General features: G+C 70.6%; 18 protein-coding genes. 7 read left to right on the top strand and 11 right to left on the bottom strand.

The annotated features are described in order from the left end of the window. The first annotated feature begins 5 nt into the window (after positions 1–5). On the top strand, positions 6–764 hold the full coding sequence (locus ACN27J_RS27995) for an SDR family NAD(P)-dependent oxidoreductase (protein ID WP_421370802.1): 759 nt from the start codon (positions 6–8) through the stop codon (positions 762–764). 38 nt (positions 765–802) lie between these two features. On the opposite strand, the gene ACN27J_RS27990 is transcribed toward ACN27J_RS27995, so the two are convergent. Next, a complete protein-coding gene (locus ACN27J_RS27990; RefSeq protein ID WP_421370800.1) occupies positions 803–1420 on the bottom strand; it encodes a hypothetical protein in 618 nt (205 codons plus the stop codon). Positions 1421–1480: 60 nt separating this feature from the next. After that, positions 1481–2251, bottom strand: coding sequence for a hypothetical protein (locus ACN27J_RS27985; RefSeq protein WP_278167130.1), 771 nt, complete (start codon positions 2249–2251; stop codon positions 1481–1483). A gap of 89 nt (positions 2252–2340) precedes the next feature. Here ACN27J_RS27985 and ACN27J_RS27980 point away from each other — a divergent pair, with 89 nt between their 5' ends. Together ACN27J_RS27980 and ACN27J_RS27975 are read left to right on the top strand one after the other, a co-directional pair. Then, on the top strand, positions 2341–3540 hold the full coding sequence (locus ACN27J_RS27980) for a DNA recombination protein RmuC (protein ID WP_421372541.1): 1200 nt from the start codon (positions 2341–2343) through the stop codon (positions 3538–3540). 192 nt (positions 3541–3732) lie between these two features. Then, positions 3733–6990: a S8 family serine peptidase gene (locus ACN27J_RS27975; protein ID WP_421370798.1), complete on the top strand. Its 3258-nt coding sequence runs from the start codon at positions 3733–3735 to the stop codon at positions 6988–6990. A 138-nt stretch (positions 6991–7128) separates the two neighbouring features. Here ACN27J_RS27975 and ACN27J_RS27970 read toward each other — a convergent pair whose 3' ends face one another. Both ACN27J_RS27970 and ACN27J_RS27965 read right to left on the bottom strand, forming a co-directional pair. Further along, positions 7129–7587: a hypothetical protein gene (locus tag ACN27J_RS27970; RefSeq protein ID WP_421370796.1), complete on the bottom strand. Its 459-nt coding sequence runs from the start codon at positions 7585–7587 to the stop codon at positions 7129–7131. A gap of 5 nt (positions 7588–7592) precedes the next feature. After that, a complete protein-coding gene (locus tag ACN27J_RS27965; RefSeq protein WP_421370794.1) occupies positions 7593–8600 on the bottom strand; it encodes a 4-hydroxy-3-methylbut-2-enyl diphosphate reductase in 1008 nt (335 codons plus the stop codon). 133 nt (positions 8601–8733) lie between these two features. Between ACN27J_RS27965 and xseA the strand changes: the two genes are divergently transcribed. From xseA to ACN27J_RS27950, 3 genes are all read left to right on the top strand, one after another. Further along, positions 8734–9963 carry an exodeoxyribonuclease VII large subunit gene (xseA, locus tag ACN27J_RS27960; RefSeq protein ID WP_421370792.1) on the top strand — a complete coding sequence of 410 codons (1230 nt, stop codon included), beginning with the start codon at positions 8734–8736 and terminating at the stop codon, positions 9961–9963. A gap of 132 nt (positions 9964–10095) precedes the next feature. Next, the gene (locus ACN27J_RS27955; protein ID WP_123607175.1) at positions 10096–10287 is read left to right on the top strand and encodes an exodeoxyribonuclease VII small subunit; all 192 of its coding nucleotides are present in this window, start codon (positions 10096–10098) and stop codon (positions 10285–10287) included. A gap of 448 nt (positions 10288–10735) precedes the next feature. Next, positions 10736–12304 carry a pectate lyase family protein gene (locus tag ACN27J_RS27950; protein ID WP_421370790.1) on the top strand — a complete coding sequence of 523 codons (1569 nt, stop codon included), beginning with the start codon at positions 10736–10738 and terminating at the stop codon, positions 12302–12304. A gap of 71 nt (positions 12305–12375) precedes the next feature. On the opposite strand, the gene hpxZ is transcribed toward ACN27J_RS27950, so the two are convergent. The 5 genes from hpxZ to ACN27J_RS27925 all read right to left on the bottom strand — a co-directional run bounded on the left by hpxZ (position 12376) and on the right by ACN27J_RS27925 (position 15606). Further along, on the bottom strand, positions 12376–12780 hold the full coding sequence (gene hpxZ / locus ACN27J_RS27945; RefSeq protein ID WP_421370788.1) for an oxalurate catabolism protein HpxZ: 405 nt from the start codon (positions 12778–12780) through the stop codon (positions 12376–12378). Beyond that, positions 12780–13469, bottom strand: coding sequence for a cysteine hydrolase family protein (locus ACN27J_RS27940; protein WP_421370786.1), 690 nt, complete (start codon positions 13467–13469; stop codon positions 12780–12782). Before ACN27J_RS27940 ends, hpxZ begins: the two co-directional genes overlap by 1 nt. An 8-nt stretch (positions 13470–13477) precedes the next feature. Beyond that, positions 13478–14167: a cysteine hydrolase family protein gene (locus ACN27J_RS27935; RefSeq protein WP_421370785.1), complete on the bottom strand. Its 690-nt coding sequence runs from the start codon at positions 14165–14167 to the stop codon at positions 13478–13480. A gap of 135 nt (positions 14168–14302) precedes the next feature. Further along, the gene (locus tag ACN27J_RS27930) at positions 14303–14968 is read right to left on the bottom strand and encodes a GntR family transcriptional regulator (RefSeq protein WP_421370783.1); all 666 of its coding nucleotides are present in this window, start codon (positions 14966–14968) and stop codon (positions 14303–14305) included. 83 nt (positions 14969–15051) lie between these two features. Then, entirely contained in the window at positions 15052–15606 is a 555-nt protein-coding gene (locus ACN27J_RS27925; protein ID WP_421370782.1) for a DUF4245 domain-containing protein, read from the bottom strand. 212 nt (positions 15607–15818) lie between these two features. On the opposite strand from ACN27J_RS27925, the gene glpX reads away from it, so the two are divergent. After that, on the top strand, positions 15819–16853 hold the full coding sequence (gene glpX, locus ACN27J_RS27920) for a class II fructose-bisphosphatase (RefSeq protein WP_421370780.1): 1035 nt from the start codon (positions 15819–15821) through the stop codon (positions 16851–16853). Positions 16854–16865: 12 nt separating this feature from the next. On the opposite strand, the gene ACN27J_RS27915 is transcribed toward glpX, so the two are convergent. Both ACN27J_RS27915 and ACN27J_RS27910 read right to left on the bottom strand, forming a co-directional pair. Beyond that, positions 16866–17504, bottom strand: a complete 639-nt coding sequence (locus ACN27J_RS27915; RefSeq protein ID WP_370461577.1) for a rhomboid family intramembrane serine protease — start codon at positions 17502–17504, stop codon at positions 16866–16868. Between the two features lie 155 nt (positions 17505–17659). Further along, positions 17660–18340, bottom strand: a complete 681-nt coding sequence (locus ACN27J_RS27910) for a transglycosylase SLT domain-containing protein (protein WP_421370778.1) — start codon at positions 18338–18340, stop codon at positions 17660–17662. Positions 18341–18396: the final 56 nt, after the last annotated feature.

Here is an 18396-nt window from a genome sequence, read left to right as displayed (position 1 = left end):
CAGCCATGCAGGTCGCTATCGTCACTGGTGCCAGCTCCGGCATCGGACAGAGTGCCGCCATCCAGGTCGCCCGGCGGGGAGCCGGCGTCGTCTGTACCTACCAGGGCAACGAGTCCGGTGCGCTGGACACCGTGGCCAGGATCGAGAAGGACGGCGGTACGGCCGTCGCACTGCCGCTGGACGTCGGCCGCTCGGAGACGTTCCCGGCCTTCCGGGAGTCGGTCGTCGCGGCGCTGCGCGACACCTGGCAGCGGGACAGCTTCGACTTCCTGGTCAACAACGCCGGATTCGGTCACCTGGCGATGTTCGCCGACACCACCGAGGAGGCGTTCGACACCCTGATGCGGGCGCTGCTCAAGGGACCGTACTTCCTGACCCAGACCCTGCTGCCACTGCTGGCCGATGGGGGCGCGATCGTCAACACCACGAGCAACTCGGCAAGGTTCTCCGGCATGGAACCCGGCTACTCGGCGTACGGCACGATGAAGGGCGGCCTGGTCGTGCTGACCCGCTACCTGGCCAAGGAGTTCAGCCCACGGGGCATCCGGGTCAACTCCGTCTCGCCCGGCTCGACCCGTACCCGGATCGGCGACGATGCCTTCGAACGCCACCCCGAGGTGATCCCGGCGCTCGCCGCCCGGACCGCGCTCGGCCGGATCGGCGAGCCCGACGACATCGGCATGGTGATCGCGGCGCTGCTGTCCGAGGAGTGCCGCTGGATCACCGCACAGGACATCGAGGTGTCCGGCGGTTACAACCTCTAACCGGCGCTGCGCGGCTGGTGACCGGGCCGTCGGCCCGGTCACCAGCCGCGCAGGAAGCGCAGGCCGAGCAGGAAGGCCACCACCGACGGCCCGACGAGCAGCGTCACCGCCTGCAGCCGGTACGGCATCCGGTGCCGGCCGAGTTCAAGTGCGTTGGCGAACACCACGGCGGCGGCGAGCATCATGAAACCGCCCCACCAGCCGGTGACGCCGAAGTCGACCCGACCGGTCACGATCAGCCCGAGGGTGACGCCGACCCCGGCGCCGGTGACGGCCAGCAGGGCCACGGTGCGGTGCAGCCCTCGGGCGAGCGGATGATCCGGACGCCAGCGGTAGGTGCCGGCCACCGCCAGGCAGGACAGCACGACGAGCAACGGCCAGCCGTCACCCATCAGCCCCAGCATGAGCAGCGCACCCACGGTGAAGACGATCGCGCCGATGCCGGCGATGACGTAACCACCGAAGGCCCGGCCGCCACCGCGGGCCAGTAGCGGGCCACCGGCGGCGGCGATCAACGCACCGGGTACCAGGATGAACCCGGCCCACCAGTGGAACCGCCCGGACGACTGGGCGGCGGCGGTCGCCGCCCCGGTGGCCAGGGCCGCCGCGCCGAGACCGGCGAGCCAGCCGCGCTGAATCTGTCGCTTGGTGTCCACGACGACGAGCCTGCCCGGTCGCCGACCGGCGGACCATCCGGGTAGCCCTACTTCCGAAGGTCAGAAATCCCCGAACCCGCCGAAGTCGCCGCCACCGAAATCCCCACCGCCGAAGTCGCCGCCACCGAAATCCTCGCCACCGGAGAAGTCCTCCCCGCCGGAGAAGTCCTCGTCACCGGCGCCGCCGTCCTCCAGACCGGCGGCGTACCCGGCGTCGTAACCGGGGTCACCGAACGCCGGGGAGAACAACGCGCTGAAGACCAGCATGCCGCCGATCGCGCCGGCCGCCCCGGCCAACGCCGGCTTCCACAGCGGTTGCGAGTACCAGCCGGCGGGCACCGGCCGACCCTGGTGGTAGCCGCCCGGGTAGTAGTGCGGCGTCTGCGGGCCCGGGTTGGGCCCGGCCCGGAAGGTCTGCCCCTGGACGTCGACCTCCCGTTCCTTGGTCAGCTGCCCGGCGCCCCGGGCGGCGGCCAGCGGGGGCAGCTCGGGGCCGGGGTCGATGCCGAGCGCCACCCGGGCCGCCCGGACGTAGGCCAGGCCTTCCAGGGCGGTCTCCCGGGCCAGCTCGAACTGCTTGACGCTGCGGGCCTGCTCCAGCTGGGAGCCGGCCGCGGTGTAGCGCTCGCCGGCGTCGAGCAGCGACTGCCGGACCGCCGGCTGGTCGCCGTGCAGGTTCATCACCTGGCCGCCGAGGCGCTCGTACCAGCGCTGTGCCTCGGCCCGGGCGTCGGCCAGCGCCCGCTCCTTGCGGGCGGTGCTCTCCCCCCGCCACCACAGCAGGCCGCCGGCGAACAACGCCACCAAGACCAGGAGCAGAAGAAATTCCATGGCTACGACGGTAGCCGCACTGATCCACCACCAGCCACAACGACGGCCGGTGACCGGGCGTCGGCGGGCGGGTGGCGTACCTGTTTGACATGCTTTCCGGCGTGGATGTCGCGACGGTAGTGGTGGTGGTCGTCTGTCTCGGTTGCGGCGCGGCGCTCGGCTGGCTGGCCGCCCGGGCCCGGTCGGCGGCCGAGATCGCCCGACTGGACGCGACGCTGCGCGCCACCCGCGACGGCGAGGGTCGGTTGGAGCAGTCGATGCGGGCGCTGTCGTACGAGGCGACCGCCCAGTCGCAGGAGGCGGTGGCGCGGGCGGTGGCTCCGCTGCACGACGCGCTGCGCCGCTACGAGCAGCGGGTGGCCGAGCTGGAGCACGACCGGGTCGACGCGTACGCCGAGCTGCGTGAGCAGGTCCGGGCGATGGGCGGGGTCTCCGCTGAGCTGCGTACCGAGACCAAACAGCTGGTCGCGGCGCTGCGCGCGCCGCAGGTGCGGGGCCGGTGGGGGGAGCACCAGCTGCGGCGCATCGTCGAGGCGGCCGGGATGCTGGAGCACTGCGACTTCGCCGAGCAGGTGACCGCGCGGACCGAGCAGCAGACGGTCCGTCCGGACCTGGTGGTACGGCTGCACGGCGGGCGCAGCGTGGTGGTCGACGCCAAGGCACCGTTCGACGGTTATCTGTCCGCGATGGAGGCTCGCGAGGAGCGCAGCCGGGATCAGCACCTGGACAGCCACGCCCGGCAGCTGCGGACCCATGTGGACGCGCTCGCCGCGAAGCAGTACTGGTCCGCGTTCGATCAGACGCCGGAGTTCGTGGTGCTGTTCGTACCGGCCGATTCGTTCCTGGACGCCGCGTTGCAGCGCGATCCGACTCTGCTGGAACACGCGTTCAGCCGGGACATCGTGCTGGCCACTCCGGCGACGCTGGTGGCCCTGCTGCGCACGGTGGCGTACTCGTGGCGGCAGGAGGCGCTGGCCCGTAACGCGGTGGCGGTACACGGGCTGGCCCGTGAACTGTACGGGCGGCTGGCCACGCTGGGCGAGCATGTCACGAAACTGGGTAACGCGTTGGGGGGCGCGGTCACCGCGTACAACCGGGCGGTGGGATCGTTGGAAGGGCGGGTCCTGGTGAGTGCGCGCAAACTCGCCGATCTCGGGGTTTCCGGCACGGATCTGACGTCACCGCCACAGGTGGAAGTGGCACCGCGTCAGGTGCAGGCGCCGGAGTTGGAAACGCCGTCGACCGGCGACGACCGGGCGCATCGGACACGTCCCGAGTGGACCAGTTGAGCTGGGAAAACCCCGGATTGACATTACTCATTGCAGGCATTTCACTACGACCACGCCACCCATTCAGGGAAGTGCATGTCACGGGCTGGTCACAACGCTTGGCTAGGTAGTGACAGCGATCCACCGGAACACAAAGGATGCGGTCACACGTGCCCTGCACCACAGGGCCCAGTTCTTCCGGAGGAAGAGAACGTGAGTAAACCCCGCATCTGGAGACGGCGAACCTCTGCCGCGCTCCTGGCATCCGTCATGGTGGCCGGTGCCGTGACGCTGGCGGGTGGTGCGTCCACCGCGAGCGCCAACCCGTCGACCAAGGCCGACGTACTGAAGGACACCCCTACCGATACGTTGGGGTCGCACGATCTCGACCTGCTCGCCGAGGCGGAGGCGAAGAGCGAGCAGAGTGTCACCTTGCTGGTCGCCACCGAGCAGGGCGCGGCGCCGAAGGTCGCGGCCGAGCTGAAGAAGCTCGGCGGCGTGATCGGCAACCAGGTCGACGAGGTCGGCTACGTCCGGGCCCGCGTCCCGGTCAAGAACGTCGTCGCGGCGTCGAAGCTGCCCGGGGTCTCGGCGGTCGACCTCAACGAGACGATCCCGATGCCGGACCCGGCACCGGAGAGCATGGCGGCGGCTTCCTCCGTGGCGATCGCGGCGACCGGCCCGGGGCCGGACACCGGAGCGGTCAACCCCTACATGCCGACCAGCGAGACCGGCGCGGTCTCGTTCAAGAAGAGCCACCCGCGCTGGGACGGCCGCAACGTCGTCGTGGGCATCATGGACTCCGGGATCGACCTGGACCACCCGGCGCTGCAGACCACCACCACCGGGGAGCGGAAGGTCATCGACTGGGTCACCCCCATCGACCCGGTGTACGAGAACGACGGCAGCTGGCGCCCGATGCTCACCAGCGTGAGCGGCCCGAGCTTCAGCTACGCCGGGGTCAGCTGGTCCGCGCCGGCCGGCGACTACATGATCAACCTGTTCTCTGAGTCGATCACCGCTGGTGGGGCGGCCAACGGTGACGTCAACCGCGACGGCGACACCAGCGACCGGTTCGGCGTGCTGTACGACCCGGCCACCAACGACGTACGGGTCGACGTCGACCAGGACTTCGACTTCACCGACGAGCCGGTGATGCGCCCGTACCAGGAGAACTTCGACATCGGCCACTTCGGCACGGACGACCCGGCGACCCCGATCGCCGAGCAGGTGCCGTTCGTCGTCGAGTTCCGCACCGACGTCGACACCGCTCCGGTCGGCGGCCCCGGGCTGATCGACTACGTCAACATCGGCCTGATCTCGTCGTCGCACGGCACCCACGTGGCGGGCATCGTGGCCGCCAACGACATGCTGGGCAACGAGGACTTCGACGGCGCCGCGCCCGGCGCCAAGCTGGTCTCCTCGCGGGCCTGCACCTTCGCCGGCGGCTGCACCGCCGCCGCGTTGACCGACGGCATGATCGACCTGGTGATCAACCGGGGCGTCGACATCATTAACATGTCGATCGGTGGTCTGCCGGCGCTCAACGACGGCAACAACGCCCGCGCCGAGCTGTACAACATCCTGATCGACGTGTACGGCGTGCAGATGTTCATCTCCGCCGGCAACTCCGGGCCGGGCACCAACACCATCGGTGACCCGTCGGTGGCTTCCAGCGTGGTCAGCGTCGCCGCGAGCGTGAGCCGGGACACCTGGCTGGCCAACTACGGCTCCGAGGTGCGCACCCGCAACTCGCTGTTCCCGTTCTCGTCGCGCGGTCCGGCCGAGGACGGCGGGTTCAAGCCGAGCATCAGTGCCCCCGGCTCGGCCATCTCCACCGTCGCCGGCTGGGAGGAGGGCGACCCGGTCCCCGAGGCCGGCTACCCGCTGCCGCCCGGCTACGCCATGTACAACGGCACGTCGATGGCCGCCCCGCAGGCCACCGGCGCGGTCGCCCTGCTGATGTCGGGCGTCAAGGCCAAGGATCTCGACGTCACCCCGATGCAGCTGCGTCGGGCGCTGTACAGCGGTGCCCGCTGGATCAACGGTGCCTCCGCCCACGAGCAGGGCAACGGCATGCTGCACGTGGCCGACACCTGGAAGCTGCTGCGCGAGGGCATCGAGGTCAACGGCTACGACGTCACCGCTCCGGTCTGCACCCCGATCTCGGAGTACCTGGCCACCCCGAACGAGGGCACCGGCGTCTACAACCGGTGCGCCGCCGACGCCGGTGGTCACCGGCCGGGCCAGTTCAAGTCCTACCCGGTCACCATCACCCGGACCAGCGGCCCGGACGTCGACCTGCTGCACAAGCTCAAGTGGGTCGGCAACGACGGCACCTTCGCCGCCCCCGGCCAGGTGGTGCTGCCGCTGAACGAGGCCGTCACGTTCAACGTGCGGGCCACCCCGGACGCCGGCGTGCACAGCGCCATCCTCCGGGTGGACAACCCGTTCACCGCCACGGTCGACTTCGAGATCATGAACACCGTGGTGGCATCGACCGCGATGACCAGCCCGGAGTACGAGTTCAGCACCTCCGGCAAGGTGGCGCGTAACGCGTACACGTCGTACTTCGTGACCGTGCCGGAAGGCGCGACGGCGCTGCAGGTCAACCTGTCGGGGATCGCGGACGGTTCGCAGACCCGGTTCATCGCGATCGACCCGTACGGCGTACCGCTGGAGAGCTCCAGCAGTCTGCGCTGCTACACCAACTTCTCCGACCCGAGCGTCTGTAAGCCGGAGGAGCGGGACTACCAGAACCCGCTGCCGGGGGTCTGGGAGATCGAGGTGGAGTCGCGGCGGACCTCGCCGATGCTGCAGAACCCGTTCGAGTTGACCGCCCAGGTGCAGGGCGTCACCGTCGACCCGGCCACCACGGTGCTCGAAGACGTCACCCTCGGTGAGCCCACCCCGCTCAGCTGGACGGTGGAGAACACCTTCGGCCCGGTGATGGTCTCCGGGCAGGGCGGCTCGCTCGGCTCGGCGAACAGCGACCGGCCGACGATCGCCGACCTGGAGGTGCAGACCTTCCAGGTGACGGTCCCGGCCGGGGCGACCCAGCTGTTCGCGAAGATCGGCAACACCAGCGATCTCAGTGCCGACCTGGACCTGTTCGTCTACCAGGGCGGTTCGCTGATCGCGTACACCGCCGACGGCGACTCCGAGGAGGCTGTCACGATCAACAACCCGGCACCCGGTGTCTACGACATCGAGGTCGACGGGTACTCGGTGCCGGCCGGCACCACCGAGTACGACTACCTGGACGTGTTCTACTCGACCGGGTTGGGCACCATCTCGGTCGAGTCGGGCTCGACGGAGCTGGCCAACGGCGCCAGCGCCACGCTCAGCGGCAGCGTCACGGTGGACGCCACTCCGGAGGCGGGCCGGGAGCTGTTCGGTGAGATGCTCGTCGTCACCGACCAGGGTGCGGTCGTCGGCCGCGGCGGGGTCTCGGTCAGCTCGGTGAGCTGACCGTCGGCTAAGCCGTACGACGGTAGAAGGGCCCACCCCGACCCGGGGTGGGCCCTTCGCTGTGTCCTACGGGCACCGACGCCGGCACGGGGGTCGTCGCTCGGCGCGGGCGCCATGGGTCGGTGGTCGCGCCGCTGGTCAGGCGGGCTCGACCCGCTGCACCATGAACGGGGTGCCCTGCTGGCAGGTGGTCATCAGGTCGGCCTGGACGTGCCCGGTGACGCTCAGCCGGGCACCCGGACGGATCAGGTCACGCGAACCGCCGACCAGCAGATAGCCGTCGAGCAGGTAGCAGTCATGCTCCACCCCGGCCTCGACGGTGCCGGTCAGGGTCATCGGCCGCGACGACCCGGTCGACTTTCCCGGCCCCGGGGTGCCCCCCGGCACCGAGGTGGGCAGGTCTTCGGGCGGTCCAGGGGTCTGCGGTGCTGTGCTCACCGTGGCACCTCCGCTCGGTGATTCGGCTGCCGGCGGCGTGGACGGCGCGACCGTCACGGTCGGCACCGGGTCGGGCTCGGTGGTGGGTTCACCGGTGCCGCACGCCGGCAGCGCCAGGCAGGTCAGCAACAGGGGTACGCCGATCCGAGTGACTCTCATACCGGCTAGGACGCGGTGGCCGGGACGTCCGTTCCCGCCGCCGCTGCCTTCATGTCCCGACGCAGCTCCGACGGCAGCGAGAAGGTGATCGTCTCCTCGACCGTGGTGACCTGCTCGACGTCGGTGAAGCCCCGTTCGGCGAGGTGGTCGACCACCTGGTGCACCAGTTCGTCGGGAACGCTGGCACCGGAGGTCAGCCCGACGGTGGTCGCGTCGGACAGCCAGGCGTCGTCGATCTCGTGGGCGAAGTCGATCAGGTAGCCGGCGCGCGCCCCGGCGTCGATCGCCACCTCGACCAGCCGCACCGAGTTGGACGAGTTGCGGGAACCGACCACCAGCACCACGTCGCAGTCGGCCCCGATCTGCTTGATCACCTGCTGGCGGTTCTGGGTGGCGTAGCAGATGTCGTCGGTCGGCGGCGACTGCAGCATCGGCAGCCGTCGCTTGAGGCGGGCGACCGTCTCCATGGTCTCGTCGACCGACAGCGTGGTCTGCGACAACCAGACCACCTTCTCCGGGTCCCGTACGGTGATCTTGTCGGCGTCGTCCGGGCCGTCGACCAGCTGGATGTGCGCCGGGGCCTCGCCGGAGGTGCCGACCACCTCCTCGTGGCCCTCGTGGCCGATCAGCAGGATGTCGTAGTCCTGCGCGGCGTACCGGCGGGCCTCCTGGTGGACCTTGGTCACCAGCGGGCAGGTGGCGTCGATCGCCTTCAACGACCGGGCCTTGGCCTGCCGGTGCACCTCCGGGGCGACGCCGTGCGCGGAGAAGACCACGGTCGAGCCGTGCGGGACCTCCTCGTTCTCCTCGACGAAGATCGCGCCCTTGGCCTCCAGGGTCGAGACCACATGCTTGTTGTGCACGATCTGCTTGCGGACGTAGACCGGGGCACCGTACAGCTTCAGCGCCTCCTCCACGGTCTGCACCGCGCGGTCGACGCCGGCACAGTAGCCACGGGGGTTGGCCAGCAGCACCCGCTTGCGGTGGACCGGTTTCGCGTCAGGCTCGTTCACCCGGCCGAGTCTACGTGCCGTCGACCACGACGGCAGCGTGGCCGAGCGGCGGGACCGGACCGGGGCCGACCGGCTTTCGCCGAGCGGCGGGGCGAGCGGCGGCGGTGTCACCACCCGCCCGTACCCTTGCCGGGTGACCGACACCGACGCGACGCCGCGCAGCAGCGCGGACGAGCCGTGGCCGGTCCGGGTGGTCAGCCAGAAGATCAGCGCCTGGATCGGCCGGCTCGGCTGGGTGTGGGTCGACGGGCAGGTCGCGCAGATCAGCCGGCGGCCCGGCGCGACCACGGTGTTCCTGACCCTGCGTGACCCGTCGGCCGATCTCAGCCTGACCGTCACCACCAACCGCGACGTGCTCGACCTCGGCGCGCCGGAGCTGACCGACGGCGCCCGGGTGGTGCTGCGCGCCAAGCCGGAGTTCTACCCGGCCCGGGGCACGCTCAGCCTGCGCGCCGACGAGATCCGCCAGGTCGGCCTCGGTGAGCTGCTGGCCCGGCTGGAGAAGCTGAAGAAGCTGCTGGCCGCCGAGGGATTGTTCGACCGGGCCCGCAAGCGCCGCCCGCCGTTCCTGCCGCAGCGGATCGGGCTGATCACCGGCCGGGCGTCGGCCGCCGAACGGGACGTGCTGACCAACGCCCGCCGACGCTGGCCGGCGGTCGACTTCCGGGTGGTCAACGTCGCGGTGCAGGGCTCCGGCGCGGTGCCGCAGATGATCGACGCGCTGGCGGTACTCGACGCGGATCCGTCGATCGACGTGATCGTCATCGCCCGCGGCGGCGGGAGCGTCGAGGACCTGCTGCCGTTCTCCGACGAGGCGCTGTGCCGGGCGGTGTTCGGCTGCCGTACCCCGGTGGTCAGCGCCGTCGGTCACGAGACCGACGCACCGCTGCTCGACTACGTCGCCGACGTACGTGCGTCCACGCCGACCGACGCCGGCAAACGGCTGGTGCCGGACCTGGCCGAGGAGCTGCGGCTGATCGCCCTGGCCCGGCACCGGCTGGACCGGGCGGTGACCGGTCTGCTCGACCGGGAGACACACCGGCTGGAGATGGTCCGGTCCCGGCCGGTGCTCGCCCGGCCACAGGTGCTGCTGGACGGGCGGGCCGGCGAGGTCGACGCGCTGCGGGACCGGGCCACCCGGTGTCTGGCGCACCGGCTGTCCGCCGGCACCGCCGAGCTGGGGCACACCCTGGCCCGGCTGCGCGCGCTGTCGCCGGCCGCGACCCTCGACCGGGGGTACGCGATCGTGCAGGACGCCGTCGGCGCGGTGGTCCGCTCCCCCGACGACGTCGCAGCCGGCGACCCGCTCCGGCTGCGGCTGGCCGGCGGTGAGCTACCGGCCGTCGCCGCCCGACCCGAATGAGTGAGGCATCAGGTGACCACGAAGAAGGCAGCTGACCGCGGTACGGCAACCGGGCCGAGGAACGCCGGGGCGACCGGACCGACGGGCGCTGCGGCGGCTGGACCGGCGAGCGGACCACCGGCGGCGGATTCGCTGAGCTACGAGCAGGCCCGCGCCGAGCTGGCCTCGGTGGTGGAGCGGCTGGAGTCCGGCGGCACCACGTTGGAGGAGTCACTGGCGCTGTGGGAGCGCGGCGAACAGCTGGCCGCAGCCTGTCAGCGCTGGCTGGACGGGGCCCGCCAGCGACTCGACGCCGCCCGCAGTGCCCGCTCCACCGACGGCTGAGCCGTCCGGAACCCACCCCGTCCAACGGCATTTCACCGTAATCCGGTCACGATCTTGCAAATTGATAGACGTCACCCTATTCTCGCAGGGGAAAGCGCTTTCCGAAGCACCGGGCAACGGTGTGCTGCAGCACGCCGGCGGCGGGGACGTGAGGACGGTCCGGGTGACCTCGCGCCCTCAGCACTGACGACCCCGCGTCCACGGGGCCCGATGAGCCGCTGACTCGTCCACATCACCAAGAGCACCGCACCTGGGTCGAGGCGTCCCTGCCCCAGCCGCCGCCGTCGCGGGCCGATGGCCGTCCCTCGACGGCCGGGCAACGGCCACACCGGCGCTGCCGGCAGGTTGACCACGGGCTGCAACCGCGTGCCGCACCAGTTCACCGGGGCGGCACGACACCTCCAGCAGTCGAACCGATTCCAGCAGTCAAGACGAAGGCGAGACAACGATGAGACGACCAGTCGCACTGCGACTCCTCGCCGGGCTGGCCACTACGGCCGTGGCCGGCACGGTCGGCCTGGCACTGGCGATCCCGCAGGCCTCGGCGGCGACCGGCAGCGCCACCGGCTTCGCTACCCAGAACGGCGGCACCACCGGCGGCTCGGGCGGACAGACCGTACGGGTCAGCACCGGTACCGCCCTGCACGCGGCCCTGTGCAACCGGGCCAGCAGCAGCACCCCGATCGTCATCGAGGTCCAGGGGACGATCAACCACGGCAACACCAGCAAGGTCTCCGGCGACAGCTGCAACACCGCCGACGACGTGATCGAGCTCAAGCAGATCAGCAACGTGTCAATCATCGGCGTCGGCAGCGGAGCGGTCTTCGACCAGATCGGCATCCACATCCGCGAGGCCCGCAACATCATCATCCAGAACGTGACGGTCCGTAACGTCAAGAAGTCGGGCTCGCCGACCTCCAACGGCGGGGACGCCATCGGCATGGAGGCCGACGTCCGCAACATCTGGGTCGACCACGTCACGCTGGAGGCCTCCGGCGGCGAGTCGGAGGGCTTCGACGGCCTGTTCGACATGAAGAACAACACGCAGTACGTGACCCTGTCGTACAGCACTTTGCGCAACTCGGGCCGGGGCGGCCTGATCGGGTCCAGCGAGAGCGACCGGTCCAACGGCTACGTGACGTTCCACCACAACCTGTACGAGAACATCGACTCCCGTACCCCGCTGCTGCGCGGCGGCATCTCACACATCTACAACAACTACTACGTCGACCTGCACGAGTCCGGCATCAACTCGCGGGCCGGCGGCCGCGCCAAGGTGGACAACAACTACTTCCAGGACTCGAAGGACGTGCTGGGCACGTTCTACACCAGCGAGGCCGGCTACTGGCAGGTCAGCGGCAACATCTACGACAACGTGACCTGGTCGTCCCGCAGCGGCGACACCAACCCGGCCGGGCCGAACCCGCAGTCCAACACCAGCGTCAGCATCCCGTACCCGTACAGCCTGGACGGGGCGAGCTGCGTGCCGAACCTGGTCCGCCAATTGGCCGGCGCCAACAAGGGCAACCGGGTGTCCAACGGCAGCTGCAGCCCGCAGACGCCGGGTCCGGACCCGACCACCCCGGGCCCGAACCCGACCACCCCGCCGCCGAACCCGACCACTCCCCCGCCGAACCCGACCAACCCGCCGGGCGGAACGAACCTCAGCATCGGGGCCGGCTCGGACGGCTCGAGCAAGGCCAGCGGGACCAGCTACGGCGACGTCCGCGACGGCGACATGGGCAGCTACTGGTCGCCGAACGGCTCCACCGGACGCATCTCGATCAAGTGGGGTTCGGACACCACCGTCTCCGCGGTACACATCCGCGAGGCGTCGGGCGCGGTCGGCAACATCGGGTCGTGGCGGTTGTACGACCACGACAGCGGCGCGACCCTGGCGACCGGCAGCGGAGCCGGCGTGATCACCTTCGCGTCGACCTCACTCCGCAAGATCAGCTTTGAGATCACCGGATCGAGCGGCACGCCGAGGGTCGCCGAGTTCGAGACGTACGCCTGACGAGGCACGCCTGACGACGAGCCGAACACCAGATACCTTTCCGACCTCGGATCAGGTATCTGGTGTTCGGCTCACGCCGTCGGATCACCGGTCGTCGTGGTGGCCGGCTCGGAGACGTGGGCGCTGACGATGCGCCAGCCGGCCGCGCAGCGTACCCAGGTCTGCGACTGCCGGCCGGAGACGGTGCCGCCGGGATAGTCGAACCGGCAGGTCACCACCGCGAAGTCGGTGCCGAAGGTGGTGATCACCACGTCGTGCAGCCGCCGACCGGGCGGCAGCGGCGGCTGCGCCGCCCGCCACCGGCGCTGCTCCTCGATGCCGTACTGGTGGTCGGCGACGCCGAACCGCACGATGTGTTCGGACGGCCAGAAGTAGTCGACGATCGCCGCGACGTCGTTGTCGACCAACGCCTTTTCGTAGCTGTCGAAGGCCGCCCGGACCTCGGCGAGCACGTCCGGACGGTTCACTTCGCCCATCACGGCGTGACCGGGGTGAGGGCGGCGAGGAGGTCCGCCGAGTCGGCGACCCAACCGAAGATGCCGCCCTGCGCGGCGATCATCTCCAGGCCGACCGAGTGGAACCGGGGGAAGTACGACCCGACGCAGTCGGCCAACACCAGACACTCGTAGCCGCGGTCGTTGGCCTCCCGGACCGTGGTGTGCACGCAGACCTCGGTGGTCACCCCGGTGACCAGCAGGCTGGTGACCGACAGCTCGGCCAGCAGGCCGTCCAGCTCGGTGGCGTAGAAGGCGCCCTTGCCCGGTTTGTCGATCACCAGCTCGCCGCCGACCGGCGCGAGCTCGTCGATGATGTCGTGGCCGTACTCGCCACGGATCAGGATCCGACCGAACCGGCCGGGGTCGCCGATCCGCCGGCTCGGCGCGCCACGCCGCAGCTTCGCCGGTGGGCAGTCGGACAGGTCCGGCAGGTGCCCTTCCCGGGTGTGCACGACGGTCAGGCCGGTCGCGCGGGCGGCGGCGAGCAGCCGGCGCAGCGGAGCGATGGTACGGCGCAACTGTGTGACATCGTTGCCGAGGCTCTCGCCGAATCCGCCCGGCTCCAGGAAGTCGCGCTGCATGTCGATGACGAGCAACGCGGTGGTGGCCGGCTCGAAGGTGTACGTGGCCGGCCGGGCCGGCACCTGCACCGGCTGCTGCTCCGCCACCGGGCCGTTCACCGCCCGGTCGCCGCGATCACGTCGTCGGCGGTGGCCACCGCGCCGAAGACCCCGCCCTGCATGGTCACCATCTTCAGGGCGGCGGTGTGGTTGCCCGGGTCGGTGGCGCCGGTGCAGTCGGCGAGGATCAGGCACTCGTAGCCGCGGTCGTTGGCCTCCCGCATCGTCGTGTGCACGCAGACGTCGGTGGTGATCCCGGTAAGAAGCAGGTGGGTGATCCCGTGGGTACGCAGCACCAGGTCCAGGTTGGTGGCGTAGAAGGCACCCTTGCCCGGCTTGTCGACGATCACCTCTCCGTCGACCGGGGCGACCTCGGGCACGATCTCCCAGCCCGGCTCGCCCTTGATCAGGATGCGGCCGCACGGGCCGGGCCCGCCGATCTCGGCGCCGATCCGGGCCGACCGCCACTTCTTGTTGGCAGGCAGGTCGGACAGGTCGGGGGCGTGACCCTCGCGGGTGTGCACCACCAGCATGCCCAGAGAGCGGGCGTGCGCCAGCAGCCGGGCGGTGGCCGGCAGGCCGGCCCGGGTCAGGCCGATGTCGTAGCCCATGGCGTCGACGTACCCGCCGGGGCCGCAGAAGTCGGTCTGCCAGTCGATGCAGAGCAGTGCGGCCCGCTCGACCGGTACGGTTCCGTCGTACGGCCAGGCGTAGGGGTCCGCCTTGACCGGACCGATCAGGGCCATCGCGCCTCCTTCGTCGATACAGTCGATTGTCGACCGTACTGTTTCCGAAAGAGTCTTCCCTGGTAACGAACGTGTGACGTGATCACTGACCGGCCCGGCCCGAGGCGGTCACCGGCCCGCTCCGGTCAGATCTGCTCAGCTCAGATAGGTACGGGCACCGTGCTCGGCCAGCTCCCGGAGCACCTCGGTCGGATCCCCGGCTTCAATCGCGGCCAGCAGCCGCTCGTGCCGGTGCACCCCGTCGACCGGCTGCGCCACCTCCGCCTCCCGCCGCAGGTTGATCGCCATGTACAGCTGGAGCTTCAACAGCACCGACTCGTACACCCCGGTGAGCTGCCGGTTACCGGCCAGGCCGACCAGCTCGACGTGGAACCGCCGATGCGCCTCGGCGACCCGCAGCCGGTCACCGACCGTGGTGGCCAGCCGCATCTGGTCGACCGCGGCCCGCAGGCCGCCGAGGGCGGTGTCCCGGCGCACCGGCAGCGCCGACTCCACCGCGTGCCGCTCCAGGAGGTCGCGCACCGCGTACAGCTCCTGAACGTCGCGGTCGGACAAGGTCGCCACCCGCACGCCACGCCGGGGCACGTGCTCCACCAGGCCCTGCTCGGCGAGGAGCCGTAGCGCCTCGCGCAGCGGCGCCCGGCTGATGCCCAGCCGGCGGGTCAGATGCTCCTCGACGAGCCGTTCCCCCGGGTCGGTCTTGCCGCTGAGGATCTCGCGACGCAGCCGCCGCACCGCCAACTCCACCAGGCTCAGGCTCTCCAGCTCACCATCCACCGACGATGCGGCCACGTCGCTCACCCCGTCGAGTCTGCCATCCGCAGCCCGGAAACCGGATTCCCGGCCCAGGCAACCGCCCTGGACGGGCCGGACCCGCCGACGGATCAGCGGGGGGTGAGCGCCTCGGCCATCAGCCGCAACTCGTCGGAGTCGGCCGTGCCGACCACCAGCACACTGTGCTGCGGCGCCAGCCACACCAGTGCGCGTTCGCCGGGCCGGGCCGCGTACCGCTGCCAGGTTGTCGCCCCGATCGCCACATCGCCCTGCGGCTGCGCGGTCGCGGTCAGCTCCGCCACCAGCAGCTCGGGTGCCGGCCGTGAACTCTGCACCACCTGGACGGCGGCACCGGCCGGGGTGACGTAGCCCAGCCGCAGCGTCGGACCGTCCGCCGCCGACGCCGGCCGGAAGACCGCGCTCACCGCGACCCAGTCCGGTCCGAGACCGGCGGGCGCGCGCACCGGGAACTCGCCCGCCGCGCCGGCCTGCTCGTACGCCGGCCCGGGATCCACCGCCACCGGGTCGTCGGCACCGAGGAAGACCCGGTAGAACCCGAACACCAGCAGGATCGGTACCAGCAGGACGAGCAGCGACAGGGTGATGTCCTTCGGGGTGCGTTCGGCCCGGTCGCGCGCCGGCCTCGCCGGCCCGGTCGTCTCCATCCGCCCATCCTCCCAGCTCGCCGACGCGGACCGACGCACGGACTGGTGGACCCATACGCGGACCGATACGCGGACCGACCTGCGGCCGGGCCACTCCGCGACCACCCCGCGACCACCCGGCACCGTCGTGACGTGCCAGGATTCCCTCAGGACCGGAGCCGGCGACGCCGTGCTCCGGGATGCGCCCCGCACCGTCGCGAGGAGGAGCACCGATGACTGGAACCGGCACCCGCAACCCGCAGAATCTCGACCGTAACCTGGCCCTGGACCTGGTCCGGGTGACCGAAGCCGCAGCGATGGCCGCCGGCCGGTGGGTGGGTCGGGGAGACAAGGAAGGCGGTGACGGCGCCGCGGTCGACGCGATGCGCAAACTGATCAACTCGATCCAGATGCGTGGCGTCGTCGTGATCGGCGAGGGCGAGAAGGACAACGCCCCGATGCTGTTCAACGGAGAACGGGTCGGTGACGGCTCCGGGCCGGAGGTCGACGTCGCCGTCGACCCGATCGACGGCACCACCCTGATGAGCAAGGGCATGCCGAACGCCCTCGCGGTGCTGGCGGTGGCGGAACGGGGCGCCATGTTCGACCCCAGCGCGGTCTTCTACATGGAGAAGCTGGCGGTCGGCCCGGACTGCGCCGACGTCATCGACATCGAGGCCGGGGTGCGGGAGAACCTGCAGCGGATTGCCCGGGTCAAGAAGTCGAGCGTCTCCGACGTGACGGTGAGCATCCTCGACCGGCCCCGCCACACCGAGCTGGTGCAGGAGATCCGCGACGCCGGTGCCCGGATCCGGTTCCTGTCCGACGGTGACATCGCGAGCGCGATCTCGGCGGCCCGCGAGGAGTCCGACGTCGACGTGCTGATGGGCATCGGCGGCACCCCGGAGGGGATCATCGCCGCCTGCGCGCTGAAGTGCATGGGCGGCGCGATGCAGGCGAAACTCTGGCCACGCGACGACGCGGAGCGGGACAAGGCCGTCGCCGCCGGGCATGACCTGGGCCGGGTGCTGCGTACCGACGACCTGGTCACCGGCGACAACTGCTTCTTCGTCGCCACCGGGGTCACCTCGGGTGACCTGCTGCACGGGGTGCGGTACCGCTCGGGTGGGGCGTACACCCAGTCGATCGTGATGCGCTCCAAGAGCGGCACGATCCGGGTGATCGACTCGCATCACCGGTTGGAGAAGCTGGCGCTCTACTCGGCGGTCGACTTCGACGGCCGGCCGATCGCCGAGCTCGACCTCTGACCCGGGGCGCGGTCAGGGCATGGTGAGCGGATCCGGGTCGTACGGGTCGTAGTCGCGTCGGCGGCGGAACAGGATCGCGGCGAGCACCCCGCCGACGAACCCGAAGAGGTGGCCCTGCCAGGAGATCAACGCGTCGGTCGGCAGGATGCCGACCAGCTGCCAGCCGTAGAGCAGGCCGACCAGCAGGACGACGCCGAGGTTCCACCAGGTGCGCTCGACGATGCCGCGCATCAGCACCAGACCGAGGTAGCCGAAGACGACCCCGCTGGCGCCGACCACCACTGTGTTCGGGGCACCGGTGAACCACACGCCGAGCCCGCTGACCAGGATGATCACCAGGGTGGAGTAGAGGAACCGGCGGACCCCGGCGGCCAGGACGAAGGTGCCGAGCAGGATCAACGGGACGCTGTTGCTGTAGAGGTGGTCGAAGCCGTGGTGCAGGAACGGGGCGAAGAACACCCCGTCCAGCCCGTCGATGCGCCGGGGGATGATGCCGGCGGCCAGGTCGAAGCCGGCGCTCAGCCAGACGTCGAACGCCTCGATGACGAACAGCACGGGGACGACCGCGCACATCGCGACGAACGCCCGGCCCAGCGAGGCGTAGAAGGCCTCGGTGCCGAACCGGTTCGGGTCACCACCGGAGGTCCCCATGTACGCCATCTCCTAGTAGCTATCAGGTCCGCGCAACCGACGCCAGCCGACAGCTGGCGAAAACCATACAAAAACACCGGCGGCGGTACGGACGATCAGGTCCGTACCGCCGCCGGTGACGAGTGCGACAGGTGCTGCCGACAGTCCGAGCCGGATCAGTACCAGCCGGCGTTCTGTGACTGCTGCCACGCGCCACACGGGGTGCTGTAGCGATTTTTGATGTACCCGAGGCCCCACTTGATCTGGGTCGCCGGGTTCGTCTGCCAGTCAGCGCCGGCCGAGGACATCTTGTTGCCCGGCACCGCCTGGGGGATACCGGTGGCACCGGAGGCCGCGTTGTAGGCCTTGTGGTTCCAGCCGCTCTCCTTGTTCCACAGCTTGTTCAGGCAGGCGAACTGGTCGAGGCCCCACCCCCTTTCCAGGGTGAGGGCGCAGCCGATCGCCCGGTTGCCGCTGAACTCGTCGCAGGACTCCGGAATCTCGCCGGTGAAGGGCACCGTCGCCGCCGGCGGCCGGGCCGCCGCCTCCTGCTGCTTCTGCTGGGTCACCTGCTCCGCCCGCTTGGCCTTGGCCGCCTCGGCCTTGGCCGTGGCGAGGGCCTTCTCCGTGGCTTCCCGTTCGGCGGTACGGCGTTGCACCGTCATCCGCTGGTGTTCGGCCCGGCGCTGGCGCAGCAGTTCGAGCTCGACCTGCTCGGCCTCGGCGGCCAGGCGGGCGTCGCTGATGCGTTGCTGGGTCTCCCGGTCGCTCTCCAGGTAGAACCCGCCGGCGACGCCTGTCACGAGCAGGCCGACGGCGAGTGCCCGGACACCGAACCGGCTCCACAGCCGACTCACGAAGTGGTCCCTTCGTCGGGGGCAAGGGCACGGCGGGCCGGGCCGGTCGACACCGC

Source organism: Solwaraspora sp. WMMB762, assembly GCF_049179115.1.
Lineage (GTDB): Bacteria > Actinomycetota > Actinomycetes > Mycobacteriales > Micromonosporaceae > Micromonospora_E.
This window is presented reverse-complemented; position numbering and strand designations above follow the sequence as displayed.